Below are 15,705 nucleotides of genomic sequence, written 5' to 3'. Positions count from 1 at the left end.
GTCATCCCGAGCGACGCCTTGCGTTACAGCGGAATCCGCAAAGCTAGCCAAGAATAATTGATTCGACGCCCCGCCCGCGCTGTGGTCCACTGACCGCCGACATGTATCGCCATTCTTAACGCATCCAAAACCTCAAGGAGCTGAAGATGAGCAATGCAATGCGCAATGAATCCCCTATCGAAAATTCGCAAACACGGCCCGTCGACACCAAGCTCGAAGTGGTCGTCATCCCCGTTGCCGACGTCGACCGCGCCAAACGTTTTTACCAGAGTCTGGGCTGGCGGCTCGACGCCGACTTCGACAATGATCCCGATTTCCGGGTGATCCAGTTTACCCCGCCCGGCTCCGGCTGTGCGATCATCTTCGGCAAGAACGTCACCGCCGCAGCCCCCGGCTCCGCCCAGGGGCTCTACCTCGTGGTCTCCGACATCGAGGGAGCTCGCCGTGATCTCATCGCCCGCGGCATCGAAGTGAGCGACGTGTTCCATGATGCTGCCGGCGTCTATGCCGGCAAAGACGAACCGTACCTCTTCGGACGGCTGCGCGTCGCCGGCCGCGATCCCGAGCACCGCAGCTATCGCTCCTTCGCCTCGTTCAAGGATCCCGACGGCAACGGTTGGCTGTTCCAGGAAGTCACCGCCCGCCTGCCTGGCCGCATCGACGCCGACGAGACGGCCTTCTCCACATCGAGCGACCTGGCGTCCGCCCTGCGCCGCGCGGCAATCGCCCACGGCGAACACGAGAAGCGCAACGGCGGCAAGCACGACGAGGGCTGGCCGGACTGGTACGCCGAATATATGGTCAGCGAACAGGCCGGCCGGGAGCTGCCATTGTAGGAGACGGCAGACGCTGGGAGCACCTACCTCGCTCTTGGAGTCCGACAGGGCGAGGCTTCTTTCCTTTACCGGGGTGCCGCGCGGCGCCCCCTCTGTCCTGCCGGACATCTCCCCCACAAGGAGGGGGATCGGCTGGGCGTGACGGCTTCCCAAAACAACTGAGTATTGTGATTGTCGATGCCGTTCGAGAGGGAGCGATGGTCAAGCCTCTTGCCAATCTCCACCCTTGTGGGGGAGGTGGCGGCAGGCCAGAGGGGGGTGCCACACGGCATGCCCTCTCCTCTCTCATCCCAAGACACCCTCGGCTCACCAACTCACCTGTAGAACATATCCCGCCACTGCTTCTCACCGATCAGGCAATCCGTCAGCGGCCCAGCTCCGGCGACCGTCTCCATCGTCGGCGGCGGGGACAGGCCGCTGATCTCCAGCACCAGCTTGCGGCGCACGGCGATGGCGAAATCCTCGATCTTGTGGACCGGCAGCACGAAGGCGCCGGGACCGCCGATGACGCAATCGGCGTAATATTTGTCGAGCCCGCCGGGCGCATCGGAAGGACGCAGCATGATGGCCAGCCCATTGATGATCATGCCTGATGCCACCGCCTTGTCGCGGACAGGCGTGACAGGATCACCTGAGTTGTTCGGGCCGTCGCCGGAAACGTCGATCACCTCGCGCCTGCCCTGGAAGGGACCGGTGCTGATCATGTTGGCGCCCTGGTCGATGGCGGTGGAGATCGAGGTTCGCCGCTGCGTGGCGATCGGCCGGGCGTCGAGCTTGTCGGCGAAAGCGATCGCATCCGCTTCCGTCTCGATCACCTGCCAGTCGATCATCGAATCCTGGACGACATAGCCCGCCCATTCGAAATAGCTGATGGCAATCCGGCCGGTCAGACCGCCCTTCACCGCATCGATAAATTCCTTGTGCTTGAGCGCCGCGACATAGCCCTCGCGCTGAATGCCGATCTCTTCGAAATCCATCGACCGCGAGGTGTCGACGGCAAGTACGATACTGACGTCGACCTCGTTTGCCCCTGCCTGCGCTGCCGGGACGAGGCCGGAAAGACCCATGAGCACCGCAACTGTCGTCAGCATCGGCAAATCCCCGCGCCATTCAAGCCAGCGAACTCTAACACAGCTGGATTGTCTCGGGACGCCCGCCCGCGCGCGCGGCTTCAATTTTAGGTGATGGCATCGGGAGCCTCAATGCAGGGGCAGCCACAAGGGGGTCTTCCACGCCTTCAGCGCCTCGAGAAAAACCTGCAGGCGCAAGGGCAGGAAGCGGCGTGTGGGATAGACCGCATGCACGAATATTTCCTCCGATGACCAGTCCGGCAGCAGGCGGATCAGTTCGCCTCTTCTAATCTCATCTTCGCAATAGGTGGAAGGTAGGAGCCCGATGCCGTGTCCGCGATAGGTGAAGGCGCTCACCGCCGCGAAATCCCGGCTCGAGACCGGCCCCGACACCTGCTGGCGGACCGATTTGCGGCCGCTGACGAGATGCCACTCCGCTTCGCCGTTGCGGCCGTTCAACAGCACGCACCGGTGGTCCTTCAGGTCTTCGGGCGTTGAGGGAAGCGCCCTGCCCTTCATATAGTCCGGCGTGGCGACCAGATAGCGCACGCTCTTTCCGAGCCGCTGTGCGACGATCGAGGAGTCCTTGAGCTCGCCGAAGCGGATGCCGAGATCGATATTTTCGGCGATCAGATCGAGAAACAGGTTGGTGACGAAGAGATCGATCCGGATTTCGGGATAGGTCTGCAAGAAAGCCGAAACGAATTCGTAGAAGACCTCCTGTCCGAAGATGACGGGAACGGAGATCTTCAGCAAGCCTTCCGGCTTTCTATGCGTTTCCGTCAATACCTGCTCGGCGTCCATAAGATGGGCGAGCGGCTCGCTGCACTGATCAAAATAGGCGCGGCCCTGCGCGGTCAGGCTGAGCTTGCGGGTCGTCCGCTGCAGCAGCGTCACGCCGAGTTGCTCCTCCAGCGACGTCACCTTCCGGCTGACGGTGGAGACCGGCATGCCGAGAGAATGGGCAGCGCGGCTGAAGCTGGCGTAGCGCGCCACCGTCACGAAAACCGCGATGTCGTTGAGGTCTGCCATGCCGAGATTTTTGCATTAATGCAAAAGAGAATCCAGATATTTCCACCTAATCGAGGAATGGAGTTTTCGCCATATTCACCCTGCGAAAACAACCACAAATCCGATGGAGGCGCATTCGCAGCCGCCCCATCTCGAGCGACCCGGCCTTCGCAAGCGCAAGACCTCCGTTGCCCGACCAAATTATGGAGTTCAACATGACTACCGGAAAGACTGTCATCGTTACGGGCGCCTCCCAGGGTATCGGAGCCGGGCTCGTCAACGCCTTCATCGAGCGCGGCTACAATGTTGTCGCCACCTCACGCCAGGTCAGCACCTCGGATGCCTTGCTGGCTTCGGAAAGACTGGCGCTTGTCGACGGCGACATCGGCAATGCCGAAACCGCAGCGCAGGTGGCAAAAACCGCTATCGACCGGTTCGGCTCGATCGACGGCCTCGTCAACAATGCCGGTATCTTCCTGGCCAAGCCATTCGTCGATTTCACGATGGCCGACTTCAGGACATTGTCCTCGACCAATCTCGAAGGCTTCATCCACCTGACGCAACTGGTCGTCGGGCAGATGCTCACACAGAAAACCGGCGGCAGCGTTGTCAGCATCACCACGCCATTGACCGATCATCCGATTGCCGGCTTCTCCGCCTCGGTATCGATGATGACGAAGGGCGGCATCAACGCCATCTCCAAGAACCTGGCGATGGAATATGCCAGCGAGAGAATTCGCTTCAATATCGTCGCTCCCGGCGTGGTGGACACGCCGCTGCATAAGGACAATCCGAAAGACTTCCTCAGCACGCTGTCGCCGATGGCTGGCATTTCCAACGTCGAGGAAATCGTCGATGCGGTCGTCTTCCTGACCGAAGCTCCGCGCGTAACCGGGGAGGTGCTGCACGTCGACGGCGGCGCACATCTGGGCAAATGGTAAACCAAGTGAAAGCGTTGGCAGCCGGCGCGGAACGACGGCTGCAGGAACAAGGCATTGCGCTTCCCCCGCCGCCGACACCCCTGGGTGCCTATGTCGAGGCGGTCACATCAGGCAAGCTGGTCTTCTTCAGCGGCATGTTACCGGTGATCAACCGCGAGCCGCGCTATATCGGCCGCGTCGGTGGCGCACTGACGGTTGAAGATGGCAAGAAAGCGGCCGAAACGGCGGCGCTCAGCGCACTTGCAGCCGCCAAGGACTATCTCGGCTCGCTGGACAGGATCGCAAAAGTCGTCAAGCTCGGCGTCTATATCGCCACCGAAGGCGATTTCCGCGACCATCCGAAGGTTGCCGACGGAGCGTCGGAAATGCTGCTCCAGGTCTTCGGCGAAGAAAAGCTCTCCGGCCGCGTCGTGCTCGGCGTCGCCAGCCTGCCGCTTGGCGTGCCTGTTGAACTTGAGCTCGTTCTCGAGGTTGAGGATTGAAAAAGGGCCGCCCCTCATCCGCCTGCCGGCACCTTCTCCCCGCAAACGGGGCGAAGGGGATACAACCTCTCCGTTCCCCTCCCACCTCTCGTATGGGGCACGTCCCCTCTCCCCGTCAGAGCGGGGAGAGGGTTAGGGTGAGGGGCTGACGCCGCGGCACCCTCCGGCAAAACCTCACACCGCCACCAACAGCAGCACGTAAGCAATGACACTCACCATCAAGCCTCGAAACGCAAAGGTGACGCAGCGGTATTTGTTGCGGGCGATGGTGGAGAGGATGTTGGCGTTTTCGAGATATTGGTCGAAGAGATAACGCTCGTCGCGCCGGAGTGCCGCCTCGAAGAACATGTCGCGATGACCGGGCCAGGCGCCCCAGAACAGCGAGGTCGAGCTGTTCAAGCGACGCGGCAGCACAACGAGGATGGCCGACAGGATGGAAAAGACCGAGGCTGCGGCAAGCAGGCCCGAGAACAGCATGCCGCCCGGCGTCCCGCCGATATAACGTGCCGGGCTGAAAACCGCCCTCACCTCGCTTGAACTCACCAGAAAGGCGAGCATGAAAGTAAAGATATAGGCGGCCTTCTGATCGGAAATCTTGATCTGATCGTAGAAGATGTCATTGATTTTCTTGATATGGTCAAAATATTCGACGCCGATATCCGCGCTCGACGGCTGGCTCAGCATAACCTCAGTTGCAGTTTCGAATTCGCTCACGTGAATACTCCGCCATCAAGTGTTTCCCTGATATTACACTTGGCTGCGAAAGCAAGAACACGTGTGCAACACGCTTGACTTTTCCACTCTACACAGACAAACGGGATATGGGGTATGGGGTTGAGGTCATGCGGGGGCATTCCAAACACATCTTTCGCGCAGGGGTGGCGCTAGCGCTTGCTCTGCCTGCTTTCGGGCCGCCTGCAATGGCCGATCCCGTGCAGCGCGCAACGCCGGTCGCCGGTTCCGTCATCGCCCGCAAAACCGGCGAAGAGGTCCGCTTCATCGACGTGTCGGACTGGCGTGTCGTCGACATCAATCAGGATCTCCTGACCGGCGACGTGCTGCGCACCAATGCCAACGGCCAGCTCGCCATCGTCTTTTCCGATCACACCCAGGTTCGCCTCGGCCGCAATTCCTCGCTGCAGGTCAAGAAAATGGCCGCGACCGGCGACACGACACTGGAGCTGCAATCGGGAACGATCTGGGCGCGCGCCGAGCGCGGCGGCCAGGGCCTGACGGTCGAGACCCCTGCCGCCGCAGCCGCCATTCGCGGCACGGACTGGACCATGACCGTCGAGGGCAGCAAAACCTCGATGATCGTGCTCGAAGGCCGCGTGGCACTCAGCAACCCGCAGGGCAGCGTCGAAGTGAGCGAAGGCGAAGGAGCGGTCGCCACCATTGGCCAGGCGCCGCGCAAGCTCGTCATCGTCACGCCTGACGACCGCGAGCAGATGCTGTTTTACCTGAACCTGCGCGATGGCTTCGGCCTGATGCCGACCTCGCCGCTGCCGGCAGGCCGCATGGCCGACGAACGCCGCCGGCTGCTTGCTTTACCGCCCGAGCGCCGCACTACCGAGGACTGGCTTGCGCTCGCCGAGGTGCAGAGCGCCTTCGACGGAAGGCAGGTGGCGGCAGCAACCCTTCAGGAGGTTCGCCGCCGCAAGCTGACAGTGGTCCAGAAGGCGCGCGCCGACCTGATCGACGCCACCATTGCCGGGTCCGAAAAGCGTTATGACGATGCCGCAAGGCTGTTTGCATCGGCCATGCCGCATCTCGACCCGGCCCGCCGCAGCATGGCGCAATATGGCGGCTATTTCGCCCGCTCGCTTGCCGATCCAGCCCACGTCGAGAAACCGCCGTCGGCCGCTGTCGGACCCTATGGCGCGATCATGCAAGCTTATACGGCAGGCTTCCTTGAAAATCCCCGCGCCGCCATCGACATCATCAGGCAAGCCGAGAAGCGCTTTCCCGACGATCCCACCCTGCCCGCCATCCGCGCCCAACTCGCGCAGTTGGTCGACGATCGCGAACAAATGCGGGAGGCGGTTGACCGTGCTTTGGCGCTCGACCCGAACCATCCGATCGCCCTTGCCGCGCGCGCCGCCTACAAGGCCGGATACAAGAGCGATATCGACGGCGCCCTTGCCGACCTGAACCGCGCCATCGAGCTTGCGCCTGGCGCATCCGGGTCACTGAACTCGATGGGCCTGCTGCAGGGCGCCCGCGATGCCAATGGTGAGGCAGAAGCCGCTTTCCTCAAGGCAATCGCGCTCGATCCGCAAGATCCCGTCCCCCACGCCAATCTCGCCATCCTCTATCTCGACCAATCAAGGATGAAGGATGCCAAGCGCGAGATCGATGCGGCGCTCGCCGCCGATCCGGGCTTCGACATCGCCCTTCTCGCCCGCGGCCGCTACTACCTGCAGACCGGCGAGCGCGATAAGGCACTGGACGACCTGCTGGCCGCCAGCACCGCCAATCCGGCGCATTCTCAGTCGCAGCTGATGCTCGCCGCCGCCCATTATGAAAAGGGCGACCGCATCCCTTCCGAGCAGGCGGTCGACAATGCCGACAGACTCGACAAGAACGATCCCGTCATTCCGGCCTTCCGCACCGCCGTCGACATCGACGACTATGACGCCGAGGGCGCGATCCGCAACGCGCAGGAATTTCTCCGCCGCTCCAGGGCGCGCGGCGGCGATTACAGCGCGCTCGGCGCCAACGAGGATGCCGGCTCGACGCTCAACAACGCCTTCCGCCTACAGGGCCTGGATGCCTGGGGCCGCTATTACGGCGATGCCGTCTTCAGCCCCTTCGAAGGCACCGGCTATACCGACCAGTCGATCAAGGGCAGCATCTTCCCCTTCAGCAACGCGACTGATTTCGGCGACGACAATATCAGCCAGTACCGCGCCAACACGTCGAGCTTCTCCTCGCTGTTCCAGGGCCTGCTGCTCGATCCGCACATGCTGTCGGGCCGTTCACGCTCGGCAACGCTTCTGCGCACGCCCTTCATCGAAGGCTCGCTCGGCGGCGGCATCACCAGCGTCGACGGCCATACACGCCGCGTCGGCGAGGCCGAGATACAGGGCTTCTCCAACGAGACGATCCCACTCAGCTTCTTCGGCAACCTGACCTGGGAAGAGCTTGCGCGCGACGGCGACTATACTGATTTCGGCGGGTTCTCCACCGATAACAAGATCCTCGGCGGCAACGGCTACCTGACGGCGACGATCACGCCGGACGATAGGGTCGTTGCCTATTTCAACGGCGCGAAACGCGATTATAACCTCGATACGCTGAGCGAGAATTCCCAGCTTTCGACCATTCTGAACGACGGGTTGTTCTTTCCCATATTCGGCGCCGCCGGCCCGCTGGTGCCCGACGAATTGCCGCTCTATCTGAACCGGCGCGACATCATCACGACAACCAATGCCGGCATCGGCTGGAGCCATACGTTCGGCTACGAAAACGTATTGAATGCCGCACTCCTCTATTCCGGCACGCGAACGAAGACGACTGCCGACCTGGCATTCGACTGGGAGATGGTGCCATTCCTCGGCGGTCCCGGCGCCGATATTCGTCCCTTCGGACAAACCGCCCAGGACCAGAGCTCGAAGACCTATGTCGCGGCCCTCAACCACGATATCGGGGTAGGACCGCTGACCTTCCGCTACGGCATAGAGGGCGGCTGGATCGATGCCCATAACAGCGACTTCCTTAACATCGAGGATATCATTCCGCGCCTTCTGCCCGGTGTGACGCTTGGACCCACGGAGACCGATGGCCGTGTCGACATCGGCCGCGCTTATGTCGACGTGCTGCACGAGATCACGCCAGATCTGAAGGGTGAATATGCGCTGTTCGGTACGCGCATGTCTGGCGGCAGCGTCGATGTCAGCCGGCTGGAGCCGCGATTCGGCCTTGCCTGGGCGCCTGTCCAGAACCATTGGCTACGGGCGGCCTTCATGCGCCAGAGCGTTGATACCGGCGTTCCCACCCTCGCCCCGGTCGGCATTCTCGGCCTGCAGCCGAACCAGTTCTCGGTGGGTGTCGAAGGTTATACCGATACGGCGGCGCTGCAATGGGATGCCGAATGGACCGACCGCTTCTTCACCTCGGTCGAATACCAGCACCAGGAACTGCATGATTTCTCGATCGATCTGCCGCTGATTGCGCTTCCGGCGGCCGACAGCCTGCCGCTGTCGCGCGGCAGCATCGACCGCGCCGCCGTCACTGCCAATATTGCGCTCGGCTATGGTTTCGGGCTTTCGGCCACCTATGCCTATATGGAATCGGAGAACAAGGACCCGCTGGAGCCGAATTACGGCGGCTCTCTGCCGTTCATTCCGAAGAATTCCGGCCAGATCGCGCTGACCTGGGTCAACGAGGCCAAGGTCAAGGCGACGGTGGCGGCCAACTATGTCGGCGAGCGCGACGGCGACGATCTCGGCACCAAACTCGACGACTACTGGAGCCTTGACGCTCACCTGATTTGGGAACCGCTCGACAAGCGCATGGCGCTCGAAGCGTCCGCCTACAACCTGCTCGACGAAGACTTCGAAATAACGCCCGGCGTTTCCGGCTGGGGCCGCGCCTTCAAGGGCACGCTCAAAGTCCGATTCTGATGCGGGACAAACCTCGGCGGGCCAGGCATATCACGAGCCGCCATCTCCGGCTGCTCGTGCTGTCGCTGACCACGCTGATCGCCATCTCGCTTCTGTCGCGCCTGCCCGCCTGGTCGCTGCTGGAACTCAGAAGCTTCGACTATCTCTCGACCGTCGACGACCCACGCCCGCCGCAGGGTGGGCCTGTGATCGTGGCGATCGACGAGCCCTCACTGGCCGATATCAACGCGCAATGGCCCTGGCCGCGCAGCCTGCATGCCGAGCTCATCAGCCAGCTGCGCGCAGCCGGCGCCCGTGCCATCGGCCTCGACATCATCATGGCCGAACCCTCCAATCCCGACAATGACGCGGCGATCGCCAAGGCGGTCGGCGCCGATATCGTGCTCGCCGGCGACGAAACGCTGATCGAGACGCCGCAGGCCTCGCAGCTGATCCGTGCCACACCGCTGCCGCAGTTGATCGAAGCGGGCGCGGTGACCGGCATCGCCTCGATCGATCTCAGCGGCGACGGCATCTTCCGGCGCATTCCAGGTTACGAGGACGGCTTTGCCGCGATGCTGGCGAAAACGTCGGGAGCGACACACGCATCCGTGCCGGCCGGTCAGCTCATCCAATCCTTGGGCCCGGCCCGCAGCTATCCCACCGTCTCCTATTACCAGGCGCTCGACCCTGAAAATCTGCTGCCGCCGGATTATTTCAAGGACCGCGTCGTGCTGGTCGGCCTCAGCCTGCAGAATGCGCCCGAGATCGACAAGCGCGGTGTCGATGCCTTTGCGACACCCTATACGGTCCACACCGGCAAACTCGTCTCCGGCGTCGAGATCCAGGCAACGATCTACGACAATATCCGCGATGGCCTGTCGATCGCGGAAGCCCGCCTGCCGACGGTTGCCGCCTGCATCCTATTAGCGGTGCTGCTGGCCGCCGCAACCGTCTGGCGCTCGACAGGATGGCTGACGATCGTGACCAGTGCGGCGGCCCTCCTCGCCTTCGCGGCCGTCAGCTTTGCCGGCATCCGGCTTGCCCATGTCTTCGTCTCGCCACTCGGCCCGACCGTCGCTTATATCTCTGTCGTCTTCGGCCAGGCCGCCTTCGACTATGCCGAGGAGCGCCGCAACAAGCGCCAAATCATCCGCGCCTTCGCCCAATATATCTCGCCCGATCTCGTCAAACGCCTGTCCAACGACCCCTCGCAGCTGAAGCTCGGCGGCGAGCGGCGCACGCTCTCGGTGCTATTTTCCGATGTGCGGGGATTTACCACCATTGCCGAAACGCTGAAGGACGATCCGGAGCAACTGACCGGCCTGATCAACCGGCTGCTGACGCCGCTCTCCGACGTGGTGATGGATCATGGCGGCACGATCGACAAATATATGGGCGACTGCATCATGGCCTTCTGGAATGCACCGCTCGACGATCCCGATCATGCGCTTCACGCCGTGCGCGCATCGCTCGCTATGCAGGCGGCGATTTCGAGGCTGAATAGCCAACTGGAGCGGGAGGCGGCCATATTTGGCCGTAAGCCGCACGTCTTGAAGATGGGCGTCGGCATCAACACCGGCGAATGCATCGTCGGCAACATGGGCTCGACCCGCCGCTTCGACTATTCCTGCCTCGGCGACAGCGTCAACCTCGCCTCCCGCCTCGAAGGCGCCTCGAAGAATTACGGCGTGGCGCTGCTGCTCGGCGAAGAAACCGCAAGGCTGGTCACTGAGACTTACATCGTCGTCGAACTCGACCGCATCATCGTCAAAGGCCGCACCCTGCCCTCGCCCGTTTTCACCGTCGTGCACAAGGCCGATGCCGAAGCGCTCGCCGCCCACCAGGCTTTCATCGAGACGAAATACGCCGGGACGTTGGCGCCGTCTGATCCCGTCTTCGACACGCTGGCTGCCGATATTCCCGAACTTGCCGCCTATTATGCGATCGTTCGGGATGCGCTGACAGAAGGCGGGGAATGACGGATCGGAAGGGCGGGTCAGCATTCGGTGCGAGCAGTTGCTATTTCCTTCTACGTTTATCGATCGCATAGAGGTTGGTCGGCGCGCTGTGCAGCATGACCTCGCGTTCGAAACGGAAGCCGCATTTCTCAAGAACCTGTTTTGACGCTGCGTTGGCCGAGCGAACCAACCCGATCACCCGGTCCGCATCCAAGTCGTCAAAGGCAAAGGCCAGAGTTTCTCTGACCAGTTCTGTGGCATAGCCCCGCCCCCAGCTTTCGGGCTGCAGATGATAGGAAAGATTGAGGCCATCGAAATCTCTGGAAATGGTCACGCCGCCGAAACCGATCAACGCATCCGCCGTCTCGACCGCCCAGCGCCCGAAGCCGTTCTCTTTCCAATGCTTGATATCGCGCGCAAGCCGCTCCGCACTTTCTTCCGGCGAGTCCGGCCGGGGCACGGGCCGATGCGCGACCAATTCCAGCCTTGAAAAAAGTTCGGTCAGGAAATGAATATCCGCCGGCTCAGGAATTCTGAGCCTCAACCTCGTCGTCTGCCTCGTTACCGGCGCCACATCGCCATTGAATTCTCTTTCGCGCATCTCTCATCCAGTTTCGATCAGGATTCGGCCAGAGAATTCCTCTAGCGCGCCGGGACCCGCAGCCTCGAGATCTCAGGAGCGACGACCGCAATGAACAGCCCGGGATCGCCGAGTGCCCTCGCCGAGAGCATCGCCCCATGAACCGAGGCCATCAGCATTTGCGCCTGCTCTTCCGGCCGCTTGTCCAGCCGGAACTGGCCCTGCTCGACGCCTGCCTGCAGCACCAAGGTCAGCCATGCCGCGAGGCCCTGGAAATGGGCGCGGACGCGGGAGGCGACCTCGTCGGGCAGCATCTGCATTTCGCCGGCGAGCATCGCGCAGACGCAGAAGGGCTGCGAGGCGTCGCGAATGCATGTGTGCCAATAATTGACGTAGAAATGCAGCTGATCGGCGGGGCTTGCGGCCTGCTCGCGCAGCGACTGCAGACCCGCCTGCGCCTGCTTGAAGTAGCGCTCCACCAGCACCGCCACCAGTTCGGCCTTTGTCGGAAAATGATGGTGGATGCTGGCTTTCCTGATGCCGATCGCAGCCGAGATGTCGGCATAGCTGAAGCCGTTGTAGCCTCCCGCCACGATAAGCGACTGCGCGATATCCAGGATCTTGTCGGAAGTGGAAGCTATTGATTTCATAGCGTCCCCTACCTTCTGGTAGGCGAATTGTCAAGACTCTCACTGCATCGGTGCTATCACAACAAGGTGTGCGGCCGGCGCGTTGACTCCATTTTGCTATCTACCTACTAGTAGGCAGGCAATCACAAAGGAATCTGCCGATGCAAACTCCATCTTCCCTTCAGTCCAACTGGCTGAGATCCTATTATTTTACCCGTGCCGCCTTCTCGATGGTCTGGATTTCCGCCGCCATCCTCTTTGCCGGACAGTCACGCGCCGTTGCCTTTCTGCTGGTGGTCTATCCCTTGTGGGATGCGCTCGCCAATCTGATCGACGCCAAGGTCAATGGCGGCCTGCAAGCCAACCCGTCCCAAACGCTGAATGTCGCGGTCAGCACGGTCACGGCGCTCGCCGTCATCATCGCGGTCAGCAATAGCACCTACGCCGTCCTCGCCGTGTTCGGAGCCTGGGCGATCCTCTCCGGCCTGTTGCAGCTCTATACTGGCGTGAGGCGCTGGCGTACCGACGGCGCCCAATGGGTCATGATCCTGAGCGGCGCACAGTCGGCCCTTGCCGGCGGCTTCATGATCAGCCAGTCGTTTGGCATCGACGCACCGACTATCCTTGATATCGTGCCCTATGCCGGGTTCGGCGCCTTCTATTTCCTGCTGTCCTCGATCTGGCTTGTCGTCGCAGCCCGTCGCAAGGCGCATGCATAGGCTGCCCGGTCGGCGCGGCGGCGATCAGAGGTTATCGCCGCCGCCGCTCGTTCCCCATGCTCTCGGCGGAGATTTGCGGGAGACGACCACCTTCTTTCACGCTATGAAGGGTGATCGCAGTTCCCGCCCCTAGACCCCGAGGTCACTCCCATGGCTTTGAAAGTTCTCTTCATTGGCGGCACCGGCCAGATCTCCCATCCATGCGTCGAACGCGCCGTTGCCGAGGGTCACCATGTCAGCGTCTTCAATCGCGGCCTGAGAAGCGCCGCCTTGCCTGCCGGGACGACCTCGATCGTCGGGGAGCTTGGATCGGATGCCTACGCCGATCTCGCCAGGGCCAATTATGATGTCGTCTGCCAGTTCATCGCCTTTACCAGGGATGAGGTGGCGCGCGACATCGAGCTGTTCTCCGGCAATTGCGGCCAGTACATCTTCATCTCCTCGGCCTCGGTCTACGAAAAACCGCCGCGTCATTACGTGATCACCGAGGAAACGCCGGCGATCAATCCCTACTGGCCCTACAGCCAGGCCAAAATCGCCTGCGAGGAACTGCTCCAGAAATCCAGTAATCTCGCCTGGACGATCATCCGCCCCAGCCACACCGTCCGCACCGGCCTGCCGATGATGATGGGCGACGCCGACATTATGGCGAGGCGCATGCTGGACGGCGAGCCTATCATCGTGGCGGGCGACGGCCACACGCCCTGGACGCTCACCCGCTCGGTCGATTTCGCCGTGCCTTTCGTCGGCCTTTTCGGCAAGCAAGCGGCGCTGCGCGAAATTTTTCACATCACCTCCGACCGTGCGCATATCTGGGACGATATCCAGAAGACCATCGCGAGATTGCTGGGCGTCGAGGCAAAGATCGTGCACGTGCCGACCGACACGCTGGTCAGATACAATCCGGAATGGATCGGCCCGCTCCTCGGCGACAAGGCCTGGACCGCAATCTTCGACAATTCGAAGGTCAAGCGCGTGGCGGGCGAATTCACCTGCGCCGAGAGCCTGGAGGAAATCCTGGCAGACTCGATCGTACACCTCAAGCAGCGCCTGGCGAAGAGCCGTCCGCCACGGGGTGAACTGGACGCGCTGATCGACAGGATTTGCACGGAGCAAGGTGCTCTCGGCTAGGCATATCTTCCACGGCAGCGCACCCGCAGATGCGCCACCGCTTCGCTTGAACGACCGATTTGAAAATTACCGGCGACTTACGTCAGTTCTTTATCACGTTGATATTGACGGTTACGTCCTTGATGGTTCCTTCGCCGTAGGACACTCTGACCTTATACATATCCTTTCCAGAGTATCCGCTGTTGGAAGTATAATATTCGGACACGCCAGGAGATTTCCTGGAATTGCACCTGATCTGCGGGGCACCTGTCGGGTAATGTGAAAAAATCTTTTCGTTAACAAATTCAACCGAACCGTGCGCCGGGGCTTGCACCAACTTTATCTTCGCCATCGTCGCAGCGGTGCAGTCTGCATTCAAATTGTAAGACTGGCCCATTTTTGTCCGCTCGCCACTCACGGCGCGACTATGATCCGCAGAAATCTGGACACCATCCTTGGTCGTGACACATCCGGAAAGACCTAAAGTTACGGAAAGTATGGGCGTGAGAATATGGTTTGCTCTGAAAAATCGCAACCCCGGCATTCTTCTTTCATCCTCTGGTTTTGATAATATTACAGTTCAGCTCTATCCAACTGGCACCGTATTGCAATGGCTTGAGCCGTTCACTCGATGTTTATCGGCCTTGCGGTGACGATGGTGGGAGTCTGGATGATCTCGCGGGGGTGAATGCCCTGTATCTTGCCGCAATGGAGATCTCGCGGGTGAAGGTAAAGCGGCATCCTCCAACCCTTCTCATTCTGAGGCGGGCAGGCCAAAGGCCGAAGCCTCGAAGGACACGCCGCAACGTTGCTCCTTGCCCCATCTCCCCCTGAGCACCCGCCTCGTCCTTCGAGGCCCCTTACGGGGGACCTCGGGATAAGGCTCTCTTGGGCCTTGCATTCTCCGATTGCACCTCTATTCCAGCCGCCGCGCCGCCAGCGGAGCGTCCTGCCTGTATCCATCAAAATAACGGCCACCGTGCAAGGCGAGCGTCCGGTCCGCCAGATCGAGAAACCGGGCTGCCTCACCTTGCGTCGCCAGGCGGAACGCCGTGTCGAATTCGCTCGCCAATTGCGGGTCGAATGCCCTGAGCAGGCGCGGCGCCCATTTTCCCCGGCCGGCCCATTGGCCATGCCCGAGCAGAATGAGATCGGCGAGTTTCTGGTAGAGATGCGCGGCGATGGCGGCGACCTCTTCGGGCGGGCGCTTGCCGCGCAGATCGTCGGCAAGGTCGGTCACATGATAGCGCAACGCGTCATAGGCCGGCCCGGCCAGCGGTTTCGGTCCTGCCGCCAGCATGCCTGCAGCCTTTTCCTGGATAGCGCGGGCACGCTCGAATTCCGGTCCCAATATGCTGCCCGTCGCAACCATATTGCCCATGATAGGATAACCGCTCTCGGCATCCTGATGAATATAATGCGCCAGCGTCTGCGGATCATGGACGAAAGCCTCGACCGGAAACTCATCCTCCGTGAACGATTCCCGCCAAGCTCTTTCCAGCGCCGGGAACACGATGACCAGATCGATATCCGAAAACTCGGTGCCTTCGCCGCGTATGATGGAGCCGGAGACATAGGCGAAGGCGGCCCCGGCATAGCGGCAGGCGACAGAGCGGCGGGCGGCGGCGAGCGCCCGCTCGGCAAGAATCTGTTTCGCGATATCGTCCATGTTCTCGTCCTCGAATGCCGGAGACGAGCGGCAACAAAAAACCCGCTCGTTTCCGGCGGGTTGGTGTCTTCTGCAATGAACGGAATTCGGTTC

General features: G+C 61.6%; 14 protein-coding genes. 7 read left to right on the top strand and 7 right to left on the bottom strand.

Translation table 11 applies throughout. The annotated features are described in order from the left end of the window. The first annotated feature begins 146 nt into the window (after positions 1-146). Entirely contained in the window at positions 147-836 is a 690-nt protein-coding gene (locus ATY29_RS34655) for a VOC family protein (RefSeq protein WP_097534191.1), read from the top strand. A 314-nt stretch (positions 837-1,150) separates the two neighbouring features. On the opposite strand, the gene ATY29_RS34650 is transcribed toward ATY29_RS34655, so the two are convergent. Continuing rightward, positions 1,151-1,927, bottom strand: coding sequence for a DUF1194 domain-containing protein (locus ATY29_RS34650; RefSeq protein ID WP_003564646.1), 777 nt, complete (start codon positions 1,925-1,927; stop codon positions 1,151-1,153). Positions 1,928-2,035: 108 nt separating this feature from the next. Beyond that, positions 2,036-2,938 (bottom strand): LysR family transcriptional regulator, encoded by a 903-nt coding sequence (locus ATY29_RS34645; protein ID WP_097534189.1) that lies wholly within the window; start codon positions 2,936-2,938, stop codon positions 2,036-2,038. A 194-nt stretch (positions 2,939-3,132) separates the two neighbouring features. Between ATY29_RS34645 and ATY29_RS34640 the strand changes: the two genes are divergently transcribed. Beyond that, complete coding sequence (locus ATY29_RS34640; protein WP_025416541.1) at positions 3,133-3,858, top strand: SDR family NAD(P)-dependent oxidoreductase; 726 nt, start codon at positions 3,133-3,135, stop codon at positions 3,856-3,858. Further along, positions 3,852-4,340, top strand: coding sequence for a RidA family protein (locus ATY29_RS34635; RefSeq protein WP_097534186.1), 489 nt, complete (start codon positions 3,852-3,854; stop codon positions 4,338-4,340). Before ATY29_RS34640 ends, ATY29_RS34635 begins: the two co-directional genes overlap by 7 nt. A 174-nt stretch (positions 4,341-4,514) precedes the next feature. Here the strand turns inward: ATY29_RS34635 and ATY29_RS34630 are convergent, their stop codons facing one another. Next, positions 4,515-5,054, bottom strand: a complete 540-nt coding sequence (locus ATY29_RS34630; RefSeq protein ID WP_025416543.1) for a Pycsar system effector family protein — start codon at positions 5,052-5,054, stop codon at positions 4,515-4,517. A 128-nt stretch (positions 5,055-5,182) separates the two neighbouring features. Between ATY29_RS34630 and ATY29_RS34625 the strand changes: the two genes are divergently transcribed. Together ATY29_RS34625 and ATY29_RS34620 are read left to right on the top strand one after the other, a co-directional pair. Continuing rightward, positions 5,183-8,965, top strand: a complete 3,783-nt coding sequence (locus tag ATY29_RS34625) for a FecR domain-containing protein (protein ID WP_097534184.1) — start codon at positions 5,183-5,185, stop codon at positions 8,963-8,965. Then, a complete protein-coding gene (locus tag ATY29_RS34620; protein WP_025416545.1) occupies positions 8,959-10,926 on the top strand; it encodes an adenylate/guanylate cyclase domain-containing protein in 1,968 nt (655 codons plus the stop codon). Before ATY29_RS34625 ends, ATY29_RS34620 begins: the two co-directional genes overlap by 7 nt. Before the next feature lie 40 nt (positions 10,927-10,966). On the opposite strand, the gene ATY29_RS34615 is transcribed toward ATY29_RS34620, so the two are convergent. Both ATY29_RS34615 and ATY29_RS34610 read right to left on the bottom strand, forming a co-directional pair. Further along, positions 10,967-11,506, bottom strand: a complete 540-nt coding sequence (locus ATY29_RS34615; protein ID WP_097534182.1) for a GNAT family N-acetyltransferase — start codon at positions 11,504-11,506, stop codon at positions 10,967-10,969. Between the two features lie 41 nt (positions 11,507-11,547). Beyond that, positions 11,548-12,135 (bottom strand): TetR/AcrR family transcriptional regulator, encoded by a 588-nt coding sequence (locus ATY29_RS34610; RefSeq protein ID WP_097534180.1) that lies wholly within the window; start codon positions 12,133-12,135, stop codon positions 11,548-11,550. A 140-nt stretch (positions 12,136-12,275) separates the two neighbouring features. Here ATY29_RS34610 and ATY29_RS34605 point away from each other — a divergent pair, with 140 nt between their 5' ends. Together ATY29_RS34605 and ATY29_RS34600 are read left to right on the top strand one after the other, a co-directional pair. Then, the gene (locus ATY29_RS34605; RefSeq protein ID WP_097534178.1) at positions 12,276-12,833 is read left to right on the top strand and encodes a DUF308 domain-containing protein; all 558 of its coding nucleotides are present in this window, start codon (positions 12,276-12,278) and stop codon (positions 12,831-12,833) included. Between the two features lie 150 nt (positions 12,834-12,983). After that, positions 12,984-13,964, top strand: a complete 981-nt coding sequence (locus ATY29_RS34600; RefSeq protein WP_097534176.1) for an SDR family oxidoreductase — start codon at positions 12,984-12,986, stop codon at positions 13,962-13,964. A gap of 82 nt (positions 13,965-14,046) precedes the next feature. Here the strand turns inward: ATY29_RS34600 and ATY29_RS34595 are convergent, their stop codons facing one another. Together ATY29_RS34595 and ATY29_RS34590 are read right to left on the bottom strand one after the other, a co-directional pair. Then, the gene (locus tag ATY29_RS34595; protein ID WP_025416550.1) at positions 14,047-14,487 is read right to left on the bottom strand and encodes a hypothetical protein; all 441 of its coding nucleotides are present in this window, start codon (positions 14,485-14,487) and stop codon (positions 14,047-14,049) included. 372 nt (positions 14,488-14,859) lie between these two features. Then, complete coding sequence (locus tag ATY29_RS34590; protein ID WP_097534174.1) at positions 14,860-15,612, bottom strand: nucleotidyltransferase domain-containing protein; 753 nt, start codon at positions 15,610-15,612, stop codon at positions 14,860-14,862. Between the last annotated feature and the right edge of the window lie 93 nt (positions 15,613-15,705).

It is taken from the genome of Rhizobium hidalgonense, from assembly GCF_002914525.1.
Taxonomy (GTDB): Bacteria; Pseudomonadota; Alphaproteobacteria; order Rhizobiales; family Rhizobiaceae; genus Rhizobium; species Rhizobium hidalgonense.
The sequence above is the reverse complement of the archived record's forward strand: the minus strand, read 5'-3'. Positions and strand labels throughout refer to the sequence as shown.